This window comes from Tardiphaga sp., from assembly GCF_028290495.1.
In the GTDB taxonomy this organism is placed as follows: Bacteria; Pseudomonadota; Alphaproteobacteria; order Rhizobiales; family Xanthobacteraceae; genus Tardiphaga.
Window position 1 is genome coordinate 1 of record NZ_JAQGJT010000120.1, and the last position, 22,305, is coordinate 22,305.

At 58.8% G+C, this 22,305-nt stretch carries 18 protein-coding genes and 2 pseudogenes; 17 read left to right on the forward strand and 3 right to left on the reverse strand.

Annotated features, from left to right (window positions below; genetic code table 11):
* The 3 genes and pseudogenes from JWQ24_RS17800 to JWQ24_RS17810 all read left to right on the forward strand — a co-directional run.
* Window positions 1-500, forward strand: a pseudogene (locus tag JWQ24_RS17800) (SDR family NAD(P)-dependent oxidoreductase); the annotation flags it as partial.
* 184 nt (window positions 501-684) lie between these two features.
* On the forward strand, window positions 685-2,238 hold the full coding sequence (locus JWQ24_RS17805; RefSeq protein WP_299810823.1) for an ISL3 family transposase: 1,554 nt from the start codon (window positions 685-687) through the stop codon (window positions 2,236-2,238).
* A gap of 171 nt (window positions 2,239-2,409) precedes the next feature.
* Window positions 2,410-3,507, forward strand: a complete 1,098-nt coding sequence (locus tag JWQ24_RS17810; protein WP_299810826.1) for a tetratricopeptide repeat protein — start codon at window positions 2,410-2,412, stop codon at window positions 3,505-3,507.
* Window positions 3,508-3,812: 305 nt separating this feature from the next.
* On the opposite strand, the gene JWQ24_RS17815 is transcribed toward JWQ24_RS17810, so the two are convergent.
* Window positions 3,813-4,547 (reverse strand): substrate-binding domain-containing protein, encoded by a 735-nt coding sequence (locus JWQ24_RS17815; protein WP_299810829.1) that lies wholly within the window; start codon window positions 4,545-4,547, stop codon window positions 3,813-3,815.
* A 341-nt stretch (window positions 4,548-4,888) separates the two neighbouring features.
* Between JWQ24_RS17815 and JWQ24_RS17820 the strand changes: the two genes are divergently transcribed.
* Window positions 4,889-5,824, forward strand: a complete 936-nt coding sequence (locus tag JWQ24_RS17820; RefSeq protein ID WP_299810832.1) for a PhnD/SsuA/transferrin family substrate-binding protein — start codon at window positions 4,889-4,891, stop codon at window positions 5,822-5,824.
* A gap of 4 nt (window positions 5,825-5,828) precedes the next feature.
* Here JWQ24_RS17820 and JWQ24_RS17825 read toward each other — a convergent pair whose 3' ends face one another.
* On the reverse strand, window positions 5,829-6,470 hold the full coding sequence (locus JWQ24_RS17825) for an FCD domain-containing protein (RefSeq protein WP_299810835.1): 642 nt from the start codon (window positions 6,468-6,470) through the stop codon (window positions 5,829-5,831).
* A gap of 125 nt (window positions 6,471-6,595) precedes the next feature.
* Between JWQ24_RS17825 and JWQ24_RS17830 the strand changes: the two genes are divergently transcribed.
* From JWQ24_RS17830 to JWQ24_RS17870, 9 genes and pseudogenes are all read left to right on the forward strand, one after another.
* Complete coding sequence (locus JWQ24_RS17830) at window positions 6,596-7,396, forward strand: alpha/beta hydrolase (protein ID WP_299810838.1); 801 nt, start codon at window positions 6,596-6,598, stop codon at window positions 7,394-7,396.
* Window positions 7,396-8,196, forward strand: coding sequence for an ABC transporter ATP-binding protein (locus tag JWQ24_RS17835; RefSeq protein WP_299810841.1), 801 nt, complete (start codon window positions 7,396-7,398; stop codon window positions 8,194-8,196). Before JWQ24_RS17830 ends, JWQ24_RS17835 begins: the two co-directional genes overlap by 1 nt.
* Window position 8,197: 1 nt before the next feature.
* Window positions 8,198-9,076, forward strand: coding sequence for an ABC transporter permease (locus JWQ24_RS17840; protein WP_299810844.1), 879 nt, complete (start codon window positions 8,198-8,200; stop codon window positions 9,074-9,076).
* Window positions 9,077-9,109: 33 nt separating this feature from the next.
* Complete coding sequence (locus JWQ24_RS17845; protein ID WP_299810846.1) at window positions 9,110-10,207, forward strand: ABC transporter substrate-binding protein; 1,098 nt, start codon at window positions 9,110-9,112, stop codon at window positions 10,205-10,207.
* A gap of 46 nt (window positions 10,208-10,253) precedes the next feature.
* A complete protein-coding gene (locus JWQ24_RS17850) occupies window positions 10,254-11,852 on the forward strand; it encodes a gamma-glutamyltransferase family protein (protein WP_299810848.1) in 1,599 nt (532 codons plus the stop codon).
* Between the two features lie 90 nt (window positions 11,853-11,942).
* Complete coding sequence (locus JWQ24_RS17855) at window positions 11,943-13,556, forward strand: FAD-dependent monooxygenase (protein WP_299810851.1); 1,614 nt, start codon at window positions 11,943-11,945, stop codon at window positions 13,554-13,556.
* 587 nt (window positions 13,557-14,143) lie between these two features.
* Window positions 14,144-14,305: pseudogene (locus JWQ24_RS17860) on the forward strand (integrase core domain-containing protein); the annotation flags it as partial.
* Window positions 14,306-14,415: 110 nt separating this feature from the next.
* Window positions 14,416-15,624, forward strand: coding sequence for a hydantoinase/oxoprolinase family protein (locus tag JWQ24_RS17865; protein WP_299810854.1), 1,209 nt, complete (start codon window positions 14,416-14,418; stop codon window positions 15,622-15,624).
* A 404-nt stretch (window positions 15,625-16,028) separates the two neighbouring features.
* A complete protein-coding gene (locus JWQ24_RS17870) occupies window positions 16,029-16,403 on the forward strand; it encodes a hypothetical protein (RefSeq protein WP_299810857.1) in 375 nt (124 codons plus the stop codon).
* 224 nt (window positions 16,404-16,627) lie between these two features.
* On the opposite strand, the gene JWQ24_RS17875 is transcribed toward JWQ24_RS17870, so the two are convergent.
* Window positions 16,628-17,500: a LysR substrate-binding domain-containing protein gene (locus tag JWQ24_RS17875; RefSeq protein WP_299810860.1), complete on the reverse strand. Its 873-nt coding sequence runs from the start codon at window positions 17,498-17,500 to the stop codon at window positions 16,628-16,630.
* Between the two features lie 168 nt (window positions 17,501-17,668).
* Between JWQ24_RS17875 and JWQ24_RS17880 the strand changes: the two genes are divergently transcribed.
* From JWQ24_RS17880 to JWQ24_RS17895, 4 genes are all read left to right on the forward strand, one after another.
* Window positions 17,669-18,886 carry an FAD-dependent monooxygenase gene (locus JWQ24_RS17880; protein WP_299810863.1) on the forward strand — a complete coding sequence of 406 codons (1,218 nt, stop codon included), beginning with the start codon at window positions 17,669-17,671 and terminating at the stop codon, window positions 18,884-18,886.
* A 149-nt stretch (window positions 18,887-19,035) separates the two neighbouring features.
* Entirely contained in the window at window positions 19,036-20,013 is a 978-nt protein-coding gene (locus JWQ24_RS17885; protein WP_299810866.1) for a tripartite tricarboxylate transporter substrate binding protein, read from the forward strand.
* A gap of 90 nt (window positions 20,014-20,103) precedes the next feature.
* Complete coding sequence (locus JWQ24_RS17890) at window positions 20,104-21,816, forward strand: thiamine pyrophosphate-binding protein (RefSeq protein ID WP_299810869.1); 1,713 nt, start codon at window positions 20,104-20,106, stop codon at window positions 21,814-21,816.
* Between the two features lie 329 nt (window positions 21,817-22,145).
* A partial coding sequence (locus tag JWQ24_RS17895; protein ID WP_299810872.1) for a 4-hydroxyphenylacetate 3-hydroxylase N-terminal domain-containing protein occupies window positions 22,146-22,305 on the forward strand: 160 nt, incomplete at its 3' end.

Genomic DNA, 22,305 nt, shown 5'->3' on the forward strand with positions numbered 1-22,305 from the left:
GGCCCGGTCTGGCCAGCGAAATGGATCCGCCGCCGGATCATGGCGAGAAGAGCTACAAAGGATCGGGTCGGTTGGCCGGCCGCAAGGCGCTGATTACCGGCGGCGACTCCGGTATGGGTCGCGCCGCGGCGATAGCCTATGCGCGCGAGGGCGCCGATGTGGCCATTAATTATCTGCCGGATGAAGAGCCCGACGCGCAACAGGTTATTGCTCTAATCAAAGCCGCGGGCCGGACGGCGGTGGCCATTCCAGGAGATCTGCGTTCCGAAGCGTTCTGTCAGGATATGGTCGCCAGGGCGGTACAGGGACTCGGTGGGCTTGACATCCTCGTCAACAATGCCGGGCGCCAGCAGACCCGCGCGTCGATCATGGACATTTCGTCGGAGGATTTCGACGCCACTATGAAGACCAACATATATGCGCCGTTCTGGACTATTAAGGCGGCGATGCCTCATCTGAACCCGGGCTCGGTCATCATCGGGACCTCGTCGGAGCAGGCAATGTGTAGATCGGCATGCCATTTGACCCTCGATCGGCTTCCAACACTGACCCCACTCGCGAGTATTGATGTCACTCACACTATTAACGATTTGAACGGTCGGCCGGGGTCAATGTTGGGGTCTGACTCAATCTCGATGAAGTTTGCTGATGGCATTGCGCTGTTCTCCGAAAGGAACCAGCAACATGCCAACCAATTTTCGGATTTCCGCTCTCGCTCCCGCGGACCTGACTGTCGAAAGCGTCGCCCAACTCGGCGATACTATCCTCGTAACCGCTCGGGCCGGTACCCAGATAGCGACATGTCCTCTGTGTGCATCGCCTTCGCGGCGTGTTCACAGCCGGTATGTTCGTGAAGTGTCGGACCTGCCGTGCTCAGGTCGGAGCGTACGACTACGGGTCGTGACCCGCCGGTTTTGTTGCGACACTCCGTATTGCCGGAGAAGGATCTTCGCCGAACGCTTTGACAAGACCGTTCTTCTTCGGTCACGCCGTACCAGCCGGCTGGACTTCGTCGTCCATCATCTCGGATTAGCTCTCGGCGGCAGGCCGGCAGCGAGCTTCGCCAAACGACTGATGCTACCAGTTAGCAATGATACCGTTCTCCGCGTGGTGCGAGCTCGCGCTTGCTCTCGCACCGAATCGCTGAACGTTGTTGGTATCGACGACTGGGCCTTCCGACGTAACCACAGCTATGGAACAATCGTCTGCGACCTGGAGCGACGACGCATCGTGGCACTCTTGCCGGATCGAGAGATGGCAACAGTTGAGGCTTGGCTCGCTGGTCATCCCGACATTACCGTCCTATCTCGCGATCGTGGTGGCGGATACGGCGAAGCAGCTTCAAAGGCATTACCCTGCGCCACCCAGGTTGCCGATCGCTGGCATCTTATGGAGAACGCGAGCGCGGCTTTCTTGAGCGCCGTCCGGAAATCGATGCGTCCGATCCGTGCAGCGGTCGGCGCGACGACGATCAATCCAGAACTATTGACCTGCGCGGAACGACTGCAATACGAGGGTTACTTGCGACGTGAGGAGACCATCGCCACCATCTTGGCGCTCGCCAAGGATGGTGCGGCGATCAAGCAGATCGTTCGCAAAACAGGCCACAGTCGCAATCGTGTCCGCCAGGTCCTTCGGGGCGATAGAGGCGACGTATTCAGGACACGGCAAAGCTCGCTCGATGCACACCTGCCACTGCTCGATGCCCAATGGGCTGAAGGCTGTCGGAACGGCGCCAAACTCTGGCGGCGGCTAAAATCAAATGGCTTCCGCGGTTCGCAGCGGGTGGTCAGCGAGTGGGCGACCCGGCGCCGTCGCGCCGAAAAGGCCAGCGATCAGCAACTGCAGAAGGTCCCCTCGGCCCGAACAATCGCACGGCTGATGACGTCGGCGCGTGATCACATGAGCAAAGCCGATACCGTCACCATAGCAGCTATCGAGGCCGGCGTGCCGACGCTGGTCGCCGCGCGAACACTCACCGATCGCTTTCACACCATGATCCGAAAAAGGACCGGGGCCGATCTCTTCCCCTGGATTGCTGCCGCAAGCGAAAGTCTGCTCGCCTCCTTCGCCTCGGGGGTCACCAAAGACGTCGCCGCGGTCCATGCTGCCTTGGTCCAGCCGTGGTCGAATGGCCAGACCGAAGGCCAGATCACCAAGCTCAAACTCGTTAAGCGACAGATGTACGGCAGAGCAAAGATCGATCTCCTTCAGGCAAGATTGTTCGGCGCGACCTAAGCGGCGGTGATTATCATCGAGATTGCGTCAGAGCCAATGTTGGGCGCCGATCGGGGTTAAACTTCGGAGCCGATCCACAACGATGATCGGGGATGACGAGCGCGAGCGTCATCGTAGTGACTCAAACGACGGTCCGTTCGTTCAACAAGACCCACAGAGAGTGGCTCTCCTGTGTTTCATATTGATGTCGTCGGATTGAGAATTGCGTTTCAAACGAGCGCTTCGCGTTGGATGAACCTTTCTGACATCCAGGAGAACGAATCGGACATCGATCTCAAAACATTCATGAAGGAGTGGGCAATGAGAGCTTTGCATACGTCTATATATACAGTTGTCGTTGCCATGGCGTTGAGCGTATCGCTTGCAGCGCCGTCCTACGCAGGAGACGACGAAGCAGGCACTTTGAGCAATAGAGTTGAAGACCTTTATCGGACCGGGAAATACATGGAAGCGCTGCCGCTGGCGCAGAGGTCCCTATCTCTTCACGAAAAACAATTCGGTCCCAACGACGCGAACGTCGCAATGCCGCTCATTGAACTCGGCATGATCCACTATCAGTTAGCGCAGTACGTCGTTGCTGAAGCGCTGTACAAACGCTCGCTCCCAATTCTGGAGGAGAGTGTCGGTCCCGAACATTTTAAAGTCGCGATGGCCCTCAACAATCTAGGCGATCTATATCGCGCGCAAGGAAGGTACGGTGACGCGGTTCCAGTCCTCAAGCGATCTATAGCCATCAATGAAAAACTGGATGGTCCGGACGATCTTTCTATCACCACAGCACTCGGCAATCTTGCCGCCGTCTACAGTATGCAAGGTCAGAATGACAGAGCCGCGTCGTTGTTTGAAAGGGGGTTGGTAATCATTGAAAAGGCGCGTGGGGCTAACGATCCCGAAGCGACCAATATAATGAGCAATCTAGCCGTGGTCTATATTCAGCAAAACCGGTTGAACGATGCTGCGCGCTTGCTCAAAAGATCGATTGTTATAAACTCCAAGGCGTTCGGCCCTGAGAGCCCCGACATCGCACAAGCACAGAACAGCTTGGCTGAAATATACTCGCGTCAGGGACGGAGCGCAGACGCCGAATTTCTCTTCAAGAAATCGGCTGCGATGTACGAAAAGACGCTTGGACCGGATCATCCAGAGCTCGCGGGCGTACTTTCAAATCTGGCAGGGTTTTACAAGGATCAGGGCCGGCTCGCCGATGCTCAATTGTATATGAAGCGGTCAATATCTATCAGAGCCAAAGCGCAACCTAACCCGATATAATTAAAAAGACGCAATTGGGTTCATTCGGACGCCGTACGTTGCGGTTTGCACAGGAGAGGATGTAGCGACCCAACCCGCGACCAAAAGAGCGCGTAAACAGGTTCGACGCGGAATGAATTCATTCTCTCGCTTCGACGCTTTCTCATCATCTGCAGCCACGGGCGAAGCGTGTCAGATGTCGCTCTGATAGAAGCCGCGACACGCTTGTCAGTGACCACTTCTGGCGCAAAGCGGACGCTTGTAACAGACGTCCAGGCTGATAGCGTGGGCGCTTGGTTTAGGTTGAACTAGCGGATTGACATTGGTTACCAGGTGCTGCGCGCAGCGTTTGGCTTGCCAAGCTGGAAACGATAGACACCGTGCTCGCGAAGGTAGCGGTCCAGTTCTGGATCGGAAAAAAACGCGATCAATTTCGAAGCCCGATCGAAATCGCAGTGGCCATGAACGAACATCGAAATATCGATGTCGAGGCCAAGCTCCGGCGGAAAAATCCCGACCGGATGAATGCCGGGCGCCGCGATGATCCGGGCGAGCGGAGAGATCGCGTATTGAACGTCGCCGCGGGCGGCGGCGATGGTCGGCTCTCCGGGCCCCATGGGGCGCAGGCGGTCCCGTATCGCATCGTGAATGCCGATGATCTCGAGCGCTTTAAGAAAGGTCTTGCCGCTGGTGCCTGTGGATGTGTAAGCGACGGAATCCGCTTGGACCAGAAGGTCGCGCACGGACCCAAGCGATGTTGCAGGGGACTGGGGAGGATCCCCAGCGCTACCCAGCGTGAGCGGTACGCGCCCGAACGGCACATGGATGTCGGGAAGAATACCGCCCTTAGACACCATCTCGTCGAAATACCAGGGGTTTGTTAGTCCGACATCGAAGGCTTCGCCTTCCATCACGCGCCTAGCTACCGCTGGGTTGACGTCATATTTGACCTCAGCCGGGATGCCGGACTGAAGTGAAAAACGCGGCAACAATTCTTCGATCTCTGCATAGATGGCGACCGCACTGAACACATTCAGGCTCGTCTGGGTGGCAAGAGTCATGCGTTATCCTCGAAATGAAAGGGCGCGCGTGCAGCGTGATGTAATCCGCGAGACGGCGACAGGCCATCAAGATTGACTTCGATCTGTCGATCCGACCTGCGGGTACCGCGTATGCAACGTTCGGTCATTGGTTACCAAAATCGAAGTTCGGCTGAACCAATAACACAATGATTTGCCGCCTGGACAACAGAAACTAAGAAATTCATTAGAAAAAACGCATTTTCGTCGCTTTGCATAAAAGTTCTACATCGATAATGAGACCAATCGGAATTGGTTCGATTGACATCTGAATTTGGTGTGACACCTTCGTTGCGGATGGGAAGCCTACAGCGGAGTGAGCGATGATCGTTTATGGCGGCGACTATGAACACACATTGGAAGTGTCGTCCTCGCCCCATGGCGTCGATCTGGACTACCGGGTGACCAGTCGTCCGGACCTCTTTGCAAAGGTGCTGAAGCGTCAGGAGTTCGACGCCTGCGAATTTTCATTGTCCAACTACATCATGTTACGCGATCGGGGCGCCGACTGGCTTACGGCCGTGCCGGTTTTCCCAAATCGCGCATTTAGGCATGGCACGATTGCGGTGCGCCGGGATTCGACCATCTGCAGTTTTAGAGATCTCGTCGGTCGCCGGGTCGGTATTTCGGACTACACCATGACGGGTGGTGTCTGGTGTCGCGGCATCATGCTCGACCAATACGGTGTGCATTGGTCTGAGATGGAATGGTTTTCCGGCGAAACCCCGCGTTTCCCGGCCCCCGCGGCGGCTCGCGTCAGTCCGTCGGCGCTCGATCTCGAGGCAGCGCTGTCCGATGGCGCCATCGACGCGCTGTTTCTGCCGCGAAACAAGGATGCGCTCCTGCCGGTGGATCAGCGCCGCTTCAGGCCGCTGCTTGCCGATTGGCGCGCAGCCGAGCTGGATTACTTCAAGACAACTCAGATCTACCCGATCAGCCACGTCATCGTGATTCCGCGCGCGTCCGTCGCCAAGGCGCGGAGGCTGCCCGATGCCATCTACGCGGCCTATTCCCACAGCATGCAGCGCGCAAAGGCAAGGCGTCTGGCGACCAGCCTCCTGCCTTGGGGCGCCGCGTCTTGGGACGATGCCATGCAGGTGTTCGCAGGCGATCCTTTGCCTTATGGCCTTACAACCGCGAATCTCAAGATCATCCGTAAATTGCAAGACTATCTCGTCGAACAGCAACTGGTCGAGCGTCAGCACGACATTGCCGATCTGTTCGAGCGGGTCGACGCAGATGCGGATGTTGCCGCATGAAATATCAGTCGAACAGGTGTGTCTGGACGGAGGAAAGATGACGACGCATTGCGCGAGCAGCTTCCTCCGGCGATCGCCCGCGGATCGCTTCGAAAATGGCGCGATGGTGCGCGACCGTATTCTGTCGCTTTTCGGCGGTGATGTGGGTAACGCGGATCTTTCGCCATTCGGGCCTGGCCCTGGCGTTGTTGAAAGCAAGTATCAGCGCGATGAAGACGCGGTTGCGGCTTGCCTCGGCAATCGCGAGATGGAAGGCGCCATCCCATCTCACCCAATTTGCGTCGTCTGTCACTTCGGTCGTGCGGCGCAAGCAGGTTTCGATCCGCGCGATGTCGTCGTCCGTAGCCTTGTTGGCAGCGATCGCGGCAATCGACGGCTCCAGGGCGAAGCGCATCTCCATGGTGTCGCTCGGGCTCGCAGTCGCGAGGCTGCGGTCGATACCGGCCGGAGCGGTAGGCGGCGGTCGACCGAGAATGGTGCCATTGCGGCGGCCACGCCAGAGCCGCCCGTCGAGCTCGAGTTGCGTAAGGTTCTGGCGCAAGGAGCGGCGGCTGATGCCCAACTCGATCGCCAATTCCCGCTCGGGCGGCAGGCGGTCGCCGTCCTTCAAGCGCTTTCGTGCGATATATATCTCGACGCTGTTCAAGATGCGTCTTGCTCCGATAACGACCATTCGTCGCGCTTTAATAGCAAGCGGCGCTGTGCATCGCAATGGCGACATGGCGAAGTTCACTCACCGCACCTGTTTGCGAATATGAAGATTGGATAGCGATGCCTGTTTTTACTCATCCCGATGGAACGCAGACTGCATATGACTCGGTGGGCGCGGGCCCGCTACTCTTGCTCATCCATGGCGCAGAGGGTACCAGGCGCTCGTTCGGGCGCCTGGTACCGCTGCTGAGCGATCATTTCCGGGTCGTGAGCTACGATCAACGTGATTGCGGAGAGACGCAAAACTCGGCAGCTATCGCGGATCTCGAGCGTCTGAGTGACGATGCCAGCGAGCTGCTTGCCGCGCTCGATGGCGGCTTCGGCTTTGTGTTCGGTACTTCATTCGGTGGCCGCGTGGCCCAAGCTCTTGCCATCCGCCACCCTGAAAGGGTGAAGCGCCTCGCGCTAGGAAGTACATGGGCCGTCCCGCGCACGCTTGCCGAGCTAAACGGTAATGTGGCGGCCGAAGTCGGGAAGCTGCGCGCGGCGCTGCCTGCGAGCGCTCCGCAGCTCGCGGAATATTTTTTCCCGTCCGACTTTCTGGCGGAGCAGCCGGCGTTCCGGCAACATTTTGCCAAAGCGCCGATACGCTCCGAGCGGTCGGAGCGTCGCGGCAAGGCGGTGGGCCGCGCGACGACGCTCGAAGCCAGTCAGATCACGGTCAAAACGTTGCTTCTCGCGGGGGGCAGCGACCGACTGGTGCCTGCCGAACTGACCGAAGCCATGAAGCTTGACATTGCAGGAAGCGATTGCGTGGTTCTCGGCCGCCTGGGACATGTCGGTTACATACAGTCACCACAGCAAGTTGCCGATCAATTGATCCTCTTCATGGCAGACGCATCAAACAAGGAGACCGTGTGATGGAAATTTCGGCACTTCGATCACAGGGAAAAGCCGACTACATCAACATCCAGAACTTGTCAAAACGCTTCGGCGGCGAACAGGATGGCGTGCTCGCGCTGAACAATATCAATTGCACAATCGAAGAGGGGAGCTTCGTTTCCGTTGTCGGGCCAAGCGGTTGTGGCAAGAGCACCTTGCTGCGCATCGTCGCGGGACTGCTGCCCTACAATGAAGGCAGCGTGCAGATGGACAGCCAGCCTATTGTCGGAACGCGACGCGACGTCGGTGTCGTGTTTCAGAACTCGATCATGCTGCCGTGGCGCTCGGTGCTCGAAAACGTCATGCTGCCGGCCGAAGTGCTCGGGCTGGATATCGCGGCTTCGCGCAAGCGCGCGATGGAGCTTCTCGAGATGGTCGGCCTCGCCGGCTTCGAGAACAAGGCGCCGCTTCAGCTCAGCGGCGGGATGCAGCAGCGTGCTTCGATCGCACGGGCCTTGCTGCACGATCCCAAGATATTGCTCATGGATGAGCCGTTCGGCGCGCTTGATGCCATGACGCGAGAGCAGATGAATCTCGAATTGCAGCGGATCTGGTCGGAAAGTGGCAAGACCGTGATCTTAATCACCCATTCGATTCCCGAGGCGATTTTCCTGGGCGACGTTGTCTTCGTCATGACGGCGAGGCCCGGCGCGCTTCAGCGCATCATCCGAATCGACCTGCCGCGCCCGCGCAACATGGACATGATGTCGATGTCTGGATTCGCTAGTGCCGCCCATGAGATCCGCGAGCTTTTCAACCACACGGGGTCGTTTGACTGACATGAGCAACATCGCAATGGAAACGAAAGTGCCTGCGCTGTCTAAGCAGACCTCCGCCCGCACCGTGACGCCGAATTGGCTTCGAACCGTCCGTTCGACCCGGTTTCATTCGGTGATCTTGCTGATCGTCCTGTTGCTGTTCTGGCAATATGGCGTCGGCCTTCTCAAGATCCCGAAGTTCATCCTGCCGCCGTTCAGCGACGTGGTGCAGGCGCTCTACAAAGGTCTGGCGGTCAGCCCACTAGCGCGGGACGGCTTCTGGTTCCACAGCTTTGTCACGCTGACGGAAGTGCTCGGTGGCTTCTTTATCGGCAGTGCGATCGGTCTTGTGCTCGGCATGATCATCTCGGAGAGCCAATATATCGACGATCTGGTGCGGCCTTATATCGCTGCATTTCAAAGTTTGCCGAAGGTGGCGATAGCGCCGATCATCGTTATGTGGATGGGATACGGCATGGAATCCAAGATCGCCATCGTCGTCATGCTCACATTCTTTCCGGTGCTGGTCACCAGCATCGCGGGCTTTAAGGCGATCGAGACCGATCGCATTGACCTGCTGCGATCCCTGTCGGCCACGCGCTGGCAGATTTTCAGGAAGGTCAAGTTTCCAAGTGCGTTGCCTTATATTTTTGCGGGTCTCGATGTCGCAGCGGCCTTTGCGGTCGTCGGCGCGATCGTTGGTGAGTTCGTCGGCGCGCAATCCGGCCTTGGCGTGATGATCCTGCAGATGGACGCGCAGCTCGACACGGGCGGGAGCTTCGCCGTCTTCCTGATCCTTGCATCAATGGGGGTCCTGCTTACGGCGGCGCTGCGTGCAACCAGGCGCCGCCTCTTGAGCTGGATGCCGGAAAACAGCATCCGGCGTCCGGTCAGCGCCTGATCAGACCGTTCATTCAGAAAAAGGGATCCGAAAATGATTTCGCGACGTCAGTTTAATGCAGGTCTCGGTTCGCTCGCACTCGCGGGTTACGGCGCGCCCGCCGGGGCGCAGGGCAAGACGAAGTTTCGCGTCACCAATCCCAACGGTGCGATCGACGCGACGCAATGCTTTTCGACGTGCGGCAACGAGCCGCGTCTCAACTACTATGTGATGGAGGGGATCGAGCGTGAGCAGCTTCCCGTCAACAGCCTCAGCCAAGGCATGGTCGCAATCGCCCAAAGCCAGGCAGACGCCGGCACGGTCATACCGGCGCTATTCCTGCCGGCGCTTGCCAAGGAGCCCGAGCTGGGTGTGGTCGCGGTGTATAACTGGATTCCCCGCAATAACAACAAGATCGTCGTGTTGGCGAGCAGCGAGATAAAGTCCGTCGCGGAACTGAAGGGCAAGCGGATCGGTATCCGCAACCAAGGCGACGGCAGCGTCGCCCACATCCAGATGGCTTTCGCCGATCTTGGATTGAAGCCCGACTATCAGGTGATCGCGGTCGGCGATGTCGGCATGGCCGGCAACGCGCTTCAGCGCGGGAGCATCGATGCGATGGTGGCTTATGACACGATCGCCGGCCGGATCGAGTCGCTCGGCTTCCCGTTGCGCTACCTGCCGATGACGGCGAGCTTCACCAACGGCTCGGCGACCTGGTATGGCGTTCGCAAGAAGGACCTCAAGGAAAATCGCAAGGCCGTCGTGGGCTTCCTGCGCGGCACCGCTAAGTCGACGCTGTTCGCCCATCATAACCTCATCGCCGCAATCAAGCTGCACTGGCTGGTCTATCCGGAATCCAAGCCGAAAACGAAGACCGAGGCGGAGGCACTGAAGGAGCTCGAATCCATCATGAAGTTCCGTCGCAATGCCTGGATCCGGTGGCCGAATGACAAAGAGCAGCGTCTCGGCGCGACCAGCCCGGACGACTGGGCAGCGGCATTGCACGGCGCCGTGGTGGGCACCAACAATCCAGGCCTAGCGAACACATTCGGCGACGGCAGGAACGTCTATACCAACGAGCTGCTGGATGAGGTGAACGATTTCGACAAGGCCGCCGTCATCAAGCAGGCCGTCGAGTTCCAGATTTGATACTCGGCATTGAATCCTCTCACGCCCCGACTTGCGAGACATCCTGATGGCAGCCGAAATCGATTACAACAAATCCTATGCATCGGCTCGCTCGGCAGTGCTGGGTCGCAATGTCGTGTCGACGTCGCAACCACTTGCCGCCCAGGCCGGCATGCGAATGCTGCTGGCGGGCGGCAACGCGGTTGACGCGGCCATTGCTGCCGCGATGACGCTTACCGTGGTGGAGCCAACGGGAAATGGTCTTGGCAGCGATGCCTTTGCGATCGTCTGGGACGGACAGAGCCTGCATGGCCTCAATTCATCCGGCCGCTCGCCTGCGGCCTGGACGCCGGATCGATTCGCCGGTTTGAAGACGATGCCGGAAGTGGGCTGGGATGCGGTGACCGTACCCGGGGCGGTCGCGGCCTGGATTGCATTGTCGCGCAAATTCGGGCGGCTGCCTTTCGCGAAGCTGGCGGAGCCGGCGATAGCCTATGCGCGAGACGGTTTTCAGGTCTCCCCGATCATCGCCAAACTCTGGCAGATGGGTGTCGACAAGCTTGCGGCGCAGCCGGGATTTTCGGCTTGCTTTGCGCCGGATGGTCGCGCGCCGAAGGCCGGTGAATTGTTCCGTAGCGATGGGCATGCTGCGACATTGGAAGCGATCGCGGACAGCCACGGCGAAGCGTTCTATCGCGGCAGGCTCGCCGACCGGATCATCGAGTCCGCCCGGCAGCATGGAGGCCTGATGAACGAGGACGATCTCGGGCAGCATGTCGCAGATTGGGTTCAGCCGCTGAGCCAGCGCTTTGCTGGTGCAGTCATTCATGAACTGCCGCCCAACGGTCAAGGCATTGCCACCCTGATGGCGCTTGGCATGCTCGACGAACTCGGCATCGACGGCCATGATGTCGACAGCGTCGAGACCGTGCATCTCGCGCTCGAAGCCATGAAGCTGGCGCTCGCCGATCTCGATGCCTTCAATGCCGATGTCGAACACATGAAGCTGCGGCCGGAGGATCTGATCTCGCCCGGTTATCTCAGGGAACGGGCACAACTGATCGATCGTCGTCGCGCGAGCGATCCGATGCACGTCCAACCCCAGCCGGGCGGCACGGTCTATATCGCTGCGGCCGACGAAAGCGGCATGATGGTCTCGTTCATCCAGAGCAACTACATGGGCTTCGGCTCAGGCATCGTCGTGCCTGAAACAGGTATCAGCCTGCAGAACCGCGGCCGTGGTTTCACCTTGAGGCCCGGCCACGCCAACTGCGTCGGCCCGCGCAAGCGCCCGTCGCACACGATCATTCCCGGCTTCGCGACTGATGCCGCGGGGCAGGGCCTGATGGCGTTCGGTGTCATGGGCGGACCCATTCAGTCGCAAGGTCATGTGCAGATGGTGCTGCGCGTCCTGCTGCACGGGCAAAATCCGCAGGCTGCCGCAGACGCGCCGCGATGGCGCGTCAATGACGGTCTCAACGTCGCCGTCGAGCCGTCCTTCGACCCCTCCGTGGTCGACGCGCTGCGTCACCGGGGTCATGCCATCTCGACAGATGAGGCGCGCGGCGTGTTTGCGTTCGGCGGAGCGCAGCTCATTCTGAAGACCGAAGCAGGTTACGCGGCGGGGTCGGATCCACGCAAGGATGGACAGGCTGTTGCCGCCTGATCGATCGCCACAAAATGAATTTCAAAATCGCAAATAGACGTCGTGACACCGGATTTCGAGGGTCCGACGCTTTTCATGGGAGCATAAGTGATGATCGACGTGCCGGTGCTTATCGTTGGAGGAGGGCCGGTCGGCCTGACGATGTCGCTCATCCTGTCGCAACAGGGTGCAAAGTCGCTGTTGGTCGAGCGCCATCCGGGCACGGCGATTGTTCCGAAAGCTCGTGCCATCAACGCGCGCACCATGGAAATGTATCGTCAACTGGGCGTCGAGGACGATATCCGCGCCGCGGGCACCCCGCCGCAATTCGGCAAATCGATCATCTGGACGGAAACTCTTGCGGGCAAGGAAATCAAACGTCTCACACCGGGGCGCAGCTCGGCGGAGAGTCTCGCGGCGTCGCCCGCCGGCAACTGCGGCTGTTCGCAGGATTTGCTCGAGCCCGTGCTGCGAGCGCATGCCGAACGGCTGGCGCCCGAGAGCGTGCTGTTCGACACGGAGCTGAAAAGCTTCACAATGACGGACGACGCTGTCGAAGGCGAGCTGCTGGATCGAAGCACCGGCAACATCGTGCCGTTCAGAGCGCAATATCTAGTCGCCGCCGACGGCGCGCACAGTCCTGTTCGTCACATGCTTGGCATCGAGCGCACGGGCGAAAGAGACATCTACGACTCCGTCAATATTCACAGTCGCGTCGATCTGCGCCCATGGACTGCGGACCGGCCGGCTGCCTTGTACTACGTCGACCAGCCCGACCTGCGCGGCACCTTCCTCACCATCAACGGGACCGATCGCTGGGGATTTCTGATCCACAGCCTCAGCGTCTACGGCTTTACGCAAGCGAATATGCCGCCGGAGCGCTGCGTCGAAATGATCCGCCGCGCCGTCGGCGTCGCCGATCTGCCAGTTGAGGTTCTCGGCATCAGTTTCTGGAAGTGTTCGGCGATGGTCTCGGACAAATTTAGGAGCGGTCGCGTGTTTCTTGTCGGCGATGCGGCCCATGAGACGACTCCGAGCGGCGGCTTTGGCCTCAACCTCGGCGTTCAAGACGCGCAGAATCTGGCTTGGAAACTCGCTGCGGTGCTTCGGGGCGAGGCAGGCATCTCGTTGCTCGAAACCTACGAGGTCGAACGTCAGCCGGTCGCGCGCGAGATCGTTCGCGCGACGCTGCTCAACATGCAAAGCCTCGGGCGAACCGAACGTCAGGCCGAGGCAAAATTGCCGCGTGCCCAATATCTGAACGAACAGGGGCTGATCTTCGGCCTGCAATATCAATCGGCGGCTGTCGTTCCTGACGGCTCTACCCCGTCCGAAGTTGCTGATCACGTCACGCAATATGTCCCGACGGCATTCCCCGGCAGTCGCGCGCCGCACGTCTGGCTGAAGCGCGGCGATGAACGTGTCTCCACGATCGAGCTTTACGGCCGAACGTTCGTAATGATGATCGGTCCAGAGGGGCGTGAATGGCGGAATGCCGTCCCTTCGCATTTGTGGAAATTAGTCGAAATTCACCAGATCGGTGATGACTTGAGCGATGATGCTGATGATTTTTGTGCCGCCTATGGAATCGGAAAGGGCGGTGCCGTGTTGGTTCGGCCTGATGGCTACGTCGCCTTCCGGATCAACTCTTTGGCCGAAAATCCTGGCGCGATATTAAGCGACGCATTCGGACAGCTGCTGGGGCTATGTAACTGCGCAGCGTAATAGCTAGTATTCGGTGCAGTTATCCATGTCTGCTGCCATCTACGCGTGGGGGCGGGTCAACCGCCCCTCAGCCGGCTTCGCCGTCTGTCGCATCCTAGACGCCGTCTTCGAGTAAGGCATCGGCGTCACTTTGGCCGCGGTGGAGAGTGCCAAAAGTCGGACCAGAGGACGATTTTGGGATAAAAGGTCGGCGGTTGTCACGCGCCCACTTATGAGGATCGACTTCGGCGGGGAAAGTGGGGGCGCCCGTCGATTTTCAACGAGCCGACCATGGGCGCGGGTTTAGCCTCCGCTGATGGCAGCGAGAGGGAGTTCTCGATATGCCAAGGCATCCGCCATCTCGACGATGTCAATGGGAATTTCACTTCGATAGTATTCCCCGCATCCCACTGCCAAATGGTGCCGCGCTAAAGTAACTATGCGGTGCCGTTTGCTTATGCCTCGTAGCTTAGTGAATCGTGGATGCCTTTCTGCATCTCTTTCAAGAAGGGCTTGCCACGTTCGTCAACGACGGTATCGGGGTGCGCGATTTCCAACACGACTGAGAGCATGTTGTAAAACTATATCGTGTTGTCATCCATTGGCGGGATGGCATGAACACCCACTGGTTCCTAACCCTTGACGACGCCCGAGCAAAATTGGAGGATTGGCGCAGATACTACAACGAAGAGCGCCCGCACAGGGCGATCGGGCAAAGCCCCCTGATTACACTGCTCAATCATGACGGCGTCGCCATCCCGCCATCATGACAAAGCCGGAAAACTCTAAGTCCCGGCGGTCCAGAGTTCGGCCTCAGATCAAGCCCGCCGAGACTCTAGTCGCTACTGGATGAAAGTTCAGGGGCAAGTCGATCGGTGTGATGACCGGGCTGGAAGAACTCGCGCGCCGGCTCGGCCTGTCGCGCGCCGACATGCTCGGCCGCACCGATCGTCTGGTGCACGGAACGACGGTCGCCACCAACGCGCTGCTCGAACGCAAGGGCGCGCAGGTCGCACTGCTCACGACGCAGGGCCACCGCGATGTCATCGAGATGCGCGAAGGCCTGAAAGACGATCGCTACAATCTGCGCACCGCGCCACCCGAGCCGCTGGTGCCGCGCGAACTACGGTTCGGCGTGCGCGAGCGCGTCCGGCCGGATGGCGAGGTGTCGATCCCACTCGATCAGGACTCGCTCGGCGAGGCGATTGCCGCGATTCGCGAGGCGGGCGTGACGTCGGTCGCGGTGTGCTTCCTACATTCCGATCGCAATCCCACCCATGAGATCGCCGCGGTGGAGCGACCGCAGCGCGAATTGCCCTATATCAGCGTGTCGCGGTCGAGCGACGTGTTGCCGCAGATCAAGGAATACGAGCGCGTTTCGACGACGATCGTCAACGCCTATGTCGAACCGGCGGTGCGGCGTTATTTGACCAATCTGGAAACGCGATTGAAGGAAGCCGGCCTCGCCAGCCAGTTGTTCATCATCCTGTCCCATGGCGGCATGGCGCCTGTCGCCGAAGCGGCGCGTCTGGCGGCCGGCACCGTTCTGTCCGGACCCGCCGGCGGCATTTCCGGATGCCGGCGTTGCGCCGAATTGCTCGGGATACCCGACCTCGTCCCATTCGACATGGGCGGCACCAGCACCGACATCTCGCTGATCACCGATGGCCGCGCGTCGCTGTCGGCGGATGGAGGCCTTGCCGATCAACGCATCGCGCTGCGCAGCCTCGATATCGCCAGCATCGCAGCGGGCGGCGGGTCGATCGCGACGGTCGATGCCAGCGGCACGTTCCGTGTCGGCCCCGAAAGCGCCGGCTCGGTACCGGGGCCTGCCTGCTACGGCAATGGCGGTCTCGAGGCGACCGTCACCGATGCCAATGTCATTCTCGGCTATCTCGACGCATCCGCCTTCATGGGCGGCAAGCGTCCGCTGGACCGCGCGGCGTCCGAAGCCGCCATCGACCGTCTCGCGACATCGCTTGGCCTGTCCCGCGAGGAAGCAGCGGCGGGTGTCTATCGCATGGTCAATCTCCGCATGGCCGATGGCATTCGGCTCATGACCCTGCGCCGCGGAGTCGATCCACCGTAATGACGTGTTTTCGCTTTCGGTGTGTTGGCCAGGTTCGAATCTCTTAACCGGTCTTTAAAAGCGGCCATTTGGCCGGAAGGCGGAGCTATGTCTGATAAAAAGGACAAGAAATCGCGAGGGCCGATCAAGTTGCCGCGTCGGGCGCTTGGTGGCCTATGGACCATGTGCCGCTGTTGTCGGAAACCTACGGTAAATCGTTGAGTTTCGCCTATTTGGTCTTCGCTACGATTTGCCTATCATTGCCTATGATCATGATGGCGTGGTTTAGTTATCAGCAATGGCGTGGACGGTGAGCTAGGCCGGAGTGGATTGTCGTTAGGTGTCGAAAGGCTTCAGCGACTGGTAGCGTATCCATCAATGTTCGCTACGATGACGCCCCTAGGGACGCTCATTCGGAGATGGTTATGATTATGAAGATAACTGTCAGGAGAACGCCAAAGGCCATCGAAGTCAAGAATCTAGAAGAGGTCTGGGAACCTCTGCAGTCGGAGGAGTTCTTCAGGGCAATAGGCCTATTTATGTTCAGATTTTCGCAGCTGAAATATCAGATCAAATCGACTCTTGCGTCTTATCTAAAACTCAGAGACGACCAGTTCGATGTCGTCGTTGGTCCGTACGATTTCGCTATGCTTTGTACCGTGGCAGAGAAAACAATCAAGCTGGATTTCGACAAAGAGTTTCATTCTACTCTGAAGACGTTCTTCAATAAATGCAGGAAGCTCAATCAGGAAGTGCGAGTTGTCGTCACCCACGGCAGTTGGACTACAGGCGGTGCGTGATATGCGAGCAGGCAGTCTCTGGAAGCAAGGATGCACTTTGGGATGCCGGAAAATCTAGTAAGGGCCGCAGCAGACGTGGTGAATTGATGGAAGAGTTCGGGCAAATGGGCGCAATTGCCAATCCGTAAGCTTCTCCTCGAATGAGGGCGCGGGACCAGCTGCCTCATGGTGGTGGCAGAAAAGTGAGAGCTGAGATGGCAAAGCGTGGAGACGAGCTTAAGGCGTTAATTGACCAGAGGCGCGGGCGTGCTCGCTTGTGCAACGAGCCATATGCGGAATGCGGAAAGCAGCGGATCGTCGGCTTTCTCTTCAGGGCTGGCGAAATAGTATGACCCAGCACTCTTCAGAGTGAGGCTCGAGAGTACCCTCAACCTACCTGACCTCAAATGATCGGAGATTAGGAATTCGGGAAGTAGGGCGATGCCAAGGCCGGCGCTCGCGGCGCTGATCAACGTGGATTGAATGTCGAAACGCGGCCCGCGTATTACATTCGTGCCGCCCAGCTCCGCCGCATCGAACCAACGACGCCACGCATCGGGCCGTGTGACCAGATGCAGAAGCCGGAGTTCGGCGACCTCGCTCGGCGGCAGTTCACCCCGCCTGCCGATCAGCGTCGGCGAACCCACCGGCAGCAGGATTTCATCGAACAGATAGTCGGCCTGCGTGCCGGGCCAGTCGGGTTGGCCGAAATAAAGCGCGCCATCGAGCGCGGTCTCACTGAAGAAAAAACGTGCGTTGCGCGCACTCACATTGACGGCGACGCCCGGATGTCGCGCATAGAAGTCCGGCAGGCGTGGAATCAGCCATTGGGCGCCCACCGTGGGAAGTGCTGCAACGTCGAGAACCGTTCCATCGGCCTCATAGCCCATGATCTCCAGCGCATCGCGTTCGATGCGTTCGATCGTCTGCGCTACACGGGTGCTGTAGGCCGTTCCGGCCCGTGTCAATGTGATGCGCTTCTTGATCCGGTGGAAGAGTTTGACGCCGAGCTGCGTCTCCAGTTGTGCGATCTGGCGGGACACCGCGCTTTCGGTCAGCGCGAGTTCGCTGGCGGCCCGCGTGACACTGAGATGTTTGGCGGCTGCGCTGAACGCCATTAGCGCTCCGAGGCTCGGTATTCGACGGCGCATAAGTTCATTCCAAAAATGCAAGATGTCCGTAGATTAAATTGTTTGCATGCCTAAGCACAAGGCAACAATCTCTCCCAGATGGTGAAAGTCATTTTGAGCGATGTTGCCGGAATACCGCAAAAAGGTCCTGATCGAATGAGCAATGCGAAGCTTCCCGTCATCATCGCCGGTGCTGGGCCGGTCGGCATGGTGGCCGCTGCAGATTTAGTGCGTCAGAACATTCCGGTTCTGGTTCTCGAGCAGAGCGACACGCTGAGCAGCGAGTCACGCGCGTCAACATTCCATCCGCCCACGCTGGACATGCTAGACGATCTCGGTTTCGCGAATGCATTGATTGCGCAGGGACTAAAGGCGCCGACGGTGCAATACAGCTCGTCCGAGGACGGCGTGCTCGGCACCTTCGATTTCGCGGCGATTGCCGATTTGGTGCGGCACCCGTTCCGCCTGCAAGCAGAGCAGTTCAAGCTTACACGCATCATTCTGGATACGCTGTCCGGCAATCCACTGTTCTCGATAGCGTTCGGCAGCGAGGTAAAATCCGTCGAGCAGACCAGCGATGCCGTCAAGGTGACGGTCACGACCGATGAAATCGACACGACCCATAAATGCGGCTGGCTAATAGGCGCCGATGGAGCGAACAGCATCGTGCGCCGCAGCCAGGGCATGGAGTTTGAGGGCTTTACCTGGCCCGAGCGTTTGCTAGTGATGACCACGCCGGTCGATTTCACGGCGCTTCGCCCTGGCGTTTCGTCGGTCAGCTATGTAGCCGATCCCGTGCGGTGGTATTTCCTTCTGCGCATCCTCGGCGCGTGGCGCGTGATGATGCCGGTGGCGGCGGAAATGTCCGATGCCGAGGCGCTCTCCGAAGACCATGTGACGGAGTCGATCCGTCGCATCGTGCCGGCGGAGATCGATTGTCCGATCCTGCACACGACACTGTACCGTGTGCATCAGCGCGTCGCCACGACCTTTCAGAAAGGCAGGACTTTCCTCGCCGGCGATGCCGCCCATATCAATAATCCGCTCGGCGGCATGGGCATGAACGGCGGCATTCACGACGCCTTGAACCTTACATCGAAGCTTGGCCCCGTTATCAACGGCGAGGCCGCTGAAGCCATTCTCGCCGATTATGATCTGCAGCGCCGTACGGTCACCATGCAGGCGATCCAGGGCGACACCATTCGTAACAAGAAGAACCTGGAAGCGAAGGACGAAGCCGATCGCGCGCGCTTCCGCGACGACATTCGAGCCGCGGCGGCCGATCCGGAAAAAGGGAGGCAACTCCTGCGCCGGATCGCCATGCTGGACTCGCTGGAGCGGGCCAGCGCGCTCCACGTCGCTACACCGGGGTAACGAACGCGCGCCTTTAGACGATTGAAGGCATCGACCATCGGCTGAATAAGAAGCGCGTGAGGGAGAAGTGCTGGAAATCGGGAGGAGCCAATACAATGGTTCCAAAAACTTCATGTAGAATGTTTAGAATGGCTGGCAAGGATTTATCGATGAAGTGGACGACGCTTATTTTGGCAGTACTCGTATCGCCGTTATCCCTCGCAGTTCCCGGCGCCGCAGTGGCTGGCTTTCCTGAAAAGACGATCACGATAGTGGTCCCGTACCCTGCCGGAAGCACCGCCGACGCCATTCCGCGATTGGTGGGTCCACTTATGTCCAAATCGCTCGGTGTTCCCGTGATCATCGAAAATCGCGGCGGGGCCAATGGGTCGATCGGGGCGGTGCGAGTGGCGTCTTCAACCGCGGATGGTCACACCATCCTGCTTGCGACGACTGGCATGCTTGCCATCAATCAATGGATCTACGAAAAGCCGACCTACAATCCCGCAAAGGATTTCGCGCCGATCGCCAATGGCGCCTCGACGCCGAACATCCTCGTCGTCAATCCGTCGGTCAAGGCGAACTCGTTGAAAGAACTGGTAGCCTTGGCGAAAGCCGAGCCAGGGGGACTGACATTTGCCTCGGCCGGCAACGGCAGCACGAGCCACTTGTGTGGTGAGACGTTGAAGGTGCTCGAAGGCGTCGATGCCGTTCACGTCCCGTACCAGGGAGCCGCTCCCGCACTTCAGGATGTTGTCGGTGGTCAGGTGTCCATGATGTGCGACAACCTATCGAATGTCGTGCAGCAGGTGCAGAGCGGAGCGCTGCGGTCCATCGTCGTGACCGCAGCGGAATCAAGCAAGCAACTGCCCGAAGTGCCGACAGCTCCGCAAGCAGGATCGCCTGATCTCTTGGCGGGCAACTGGTACGGCTTTGTTGCGCCAGCGGCGACCCCCAAAGACGTGATCGAGAAGCTCAACAGGTCAATTGTGGAGGCCTTGCGGGATCCGACCGTCTCGGCCCGTTTGGAAGGCCTTGGCTTGACCGTGATCGCTGACAAGCCGGACGAGTTCGGAGCAGCCATCGCAAAGGATTCCGCGCGGATGGAGAGCATTGTGAAGCGCGCGAAAACCAAGATTGCCAACTGATTCCGTCGCTCAGAAAGCGCCGGCCAAGGAAATCTCCAGAAGTACCGTAGCGGCTCTGCCGCGTCACTCGTCGCGCAGGATCAAGTCTTTATGAACAAGTACCAATCGGTTCAGCGAACGATCACCCGTACCGGCCAGCGTAATGGCGGCGAAATTCTGATTGCAGCGTTGCGATGCAACGGTGCCGATCGCATGTTCGGCGTGCCCGGCGAGAGCGCATTGCCAATTTTCGACGCCCTCTATGAGGAAGACTCCGGCGTTCGCTTCGTAGTCTGCCGTCACGAGGGCACCGCATCTCATATGGCCGAAGCCGATGCCAAGATTTCCGGTCGGCCCGGCATTTGCGTCGTAAGCCGCGGTCCGGGAGCCATGCAAGCCGCGATCGGATTGCATACAGCTTGGCAGGATTCTACGCCGATGATCCTCATTGTGGGGCAAGTGCCGAGTGGCTTTCGCGGCCGTGAAGCCTTTCAGGAGATGGATTACGTTCGGACGTTCGACGACATGACCAAGTGGGTGGCCGAAGTTAATTCAGTAGACCGTATTCCAGAATTGGTGAGCCGTGCCTTCCATGTGGCGATGCAGGGGCGTCCGGGTCCAGTCGTACTCTCGATTCCCGAGGATGTGCTCAGCGCGACGAGCGATGTTGCCGACGCTGCGCCAGCTACGGTTATCGATGCAGCACCGTCTGCTTCACAGATGGCTGAGGTCGAAAAACTACTGGGGCAAGCGAAGCGCCCGTTGGTGATTGTTGGAAACCTTGGCTGGACGCCGGAAGCCGCCGCAAAGTTTCGCGCCTTCGTCGAACGAAACGATCTGCCCGTGGTGGCAGGTTTTCGCTCTCAGGACGTGCTCGATAATTGCTGCGAACAATATATTGGTGACATCAGTCTCGGCTGCAGCCGTCCGCTGATGGAACATGTAAAAGCCTCGGATCTATTGTTGGTCGTCGGCGACCGGCTTGGCGACGTCACCACCAACCACTATTCTCTGTTTGACGTTCCGACGCCGAACCAAGTGCTGATTCATGTCTTTCCCGGACCTGACGAGCTTGGCCGGGTTTATGTCCCCACCTTGGGAATTCCCGCCCGCTCGTCGCGGTTCGCCGAAGCTCTTGCGGAGTTGAACACGCTCGAAAGTTCGGGATGGGCCGCTTGGCGTGCGAAAATGCGAAAAGCCTATGTCGATTATCAAATGCCACGCACCGATCTGCAAAGTTTCGACCTAGCGAAGGTGATCAGCCATCTCAATGATGCGCTGCCGGACAATGCCGTGATCACCAATGGTGCAGGCAATTACACGATCTGGCTTCACCGCTACTATCGCTATCGTCGCCTAGGCACGCAGATTGCGCCGAAATCCGGCTCGATGGGTTATGGTCTGCCGGCGGCTATAGCGGCGCAACTACGGTATCCCGAGCGCAAGGTAATCTGCCTTGCTGGCGATGGCTGTTTCATGATGGCCTCGCAGGAGTTCGCGACGGCAGTTCAGCAGCATCTCCCAATCGTTATAATAATAGTCAACAATGCGATGTATGGATCAATCCGGATGCATCAAGAACTGAATTTCCCGCACCGCCCCAGCGGGACAGATCTGCTCAATCCGGACTTTGCGGCTCTCGCAAGGTGCTACGGAGCATTCGGCGAAGCCATCGAGCGTCACGAAGACTTTCCCGGCGCATTCGCCCGTGCCCTCGAAGCCGGAAAGCCAGCGATTATTGAACTCCGGGTTAACCGAATGCAGATCACTCCAGACCGTGTGCTTTCTAAAGACGACGTTGCCCATCTCGACAGTGATGCTTGAGGTAGCTCGATGATGAACCTGATATCGGATATCTGCACCAAGCTATCAAGTTCGAACCGGCGGCGTTCTTACACTGAATAGAATTGACGAATGCCAAAGTCCTAAAGCGCACACTTCGGGAGCTAGCTCGGGAACCCAGCAGTGGCTTTATTGACTGGGCGCGTGGCCCTGAAGGATTGCCACAACACCCCTTATTTGCATCTTGACTATCAATAGACCAACTCTAGGATGGCTTTAGTGTAAAGCTAATGGTCCCATTACCTCTCGAAACCAAAGCGGTGGGATCTATCGGATTGGCAGTGATCCGCGGTTGAAGGGACTAACGTCATATGATCAAGACTGGTCATGAGCATATCGCCAGTCTGCGCGACGGGCGAGAGATCTACATCGACGGCGAACGCGTTGATGATGTTACCACCCACCCGGCATTCCGCGGCGTGGTCGCCTCGATCGGGCGGATGTTCGATTTCCAGAGCGCGCCGGAAAACC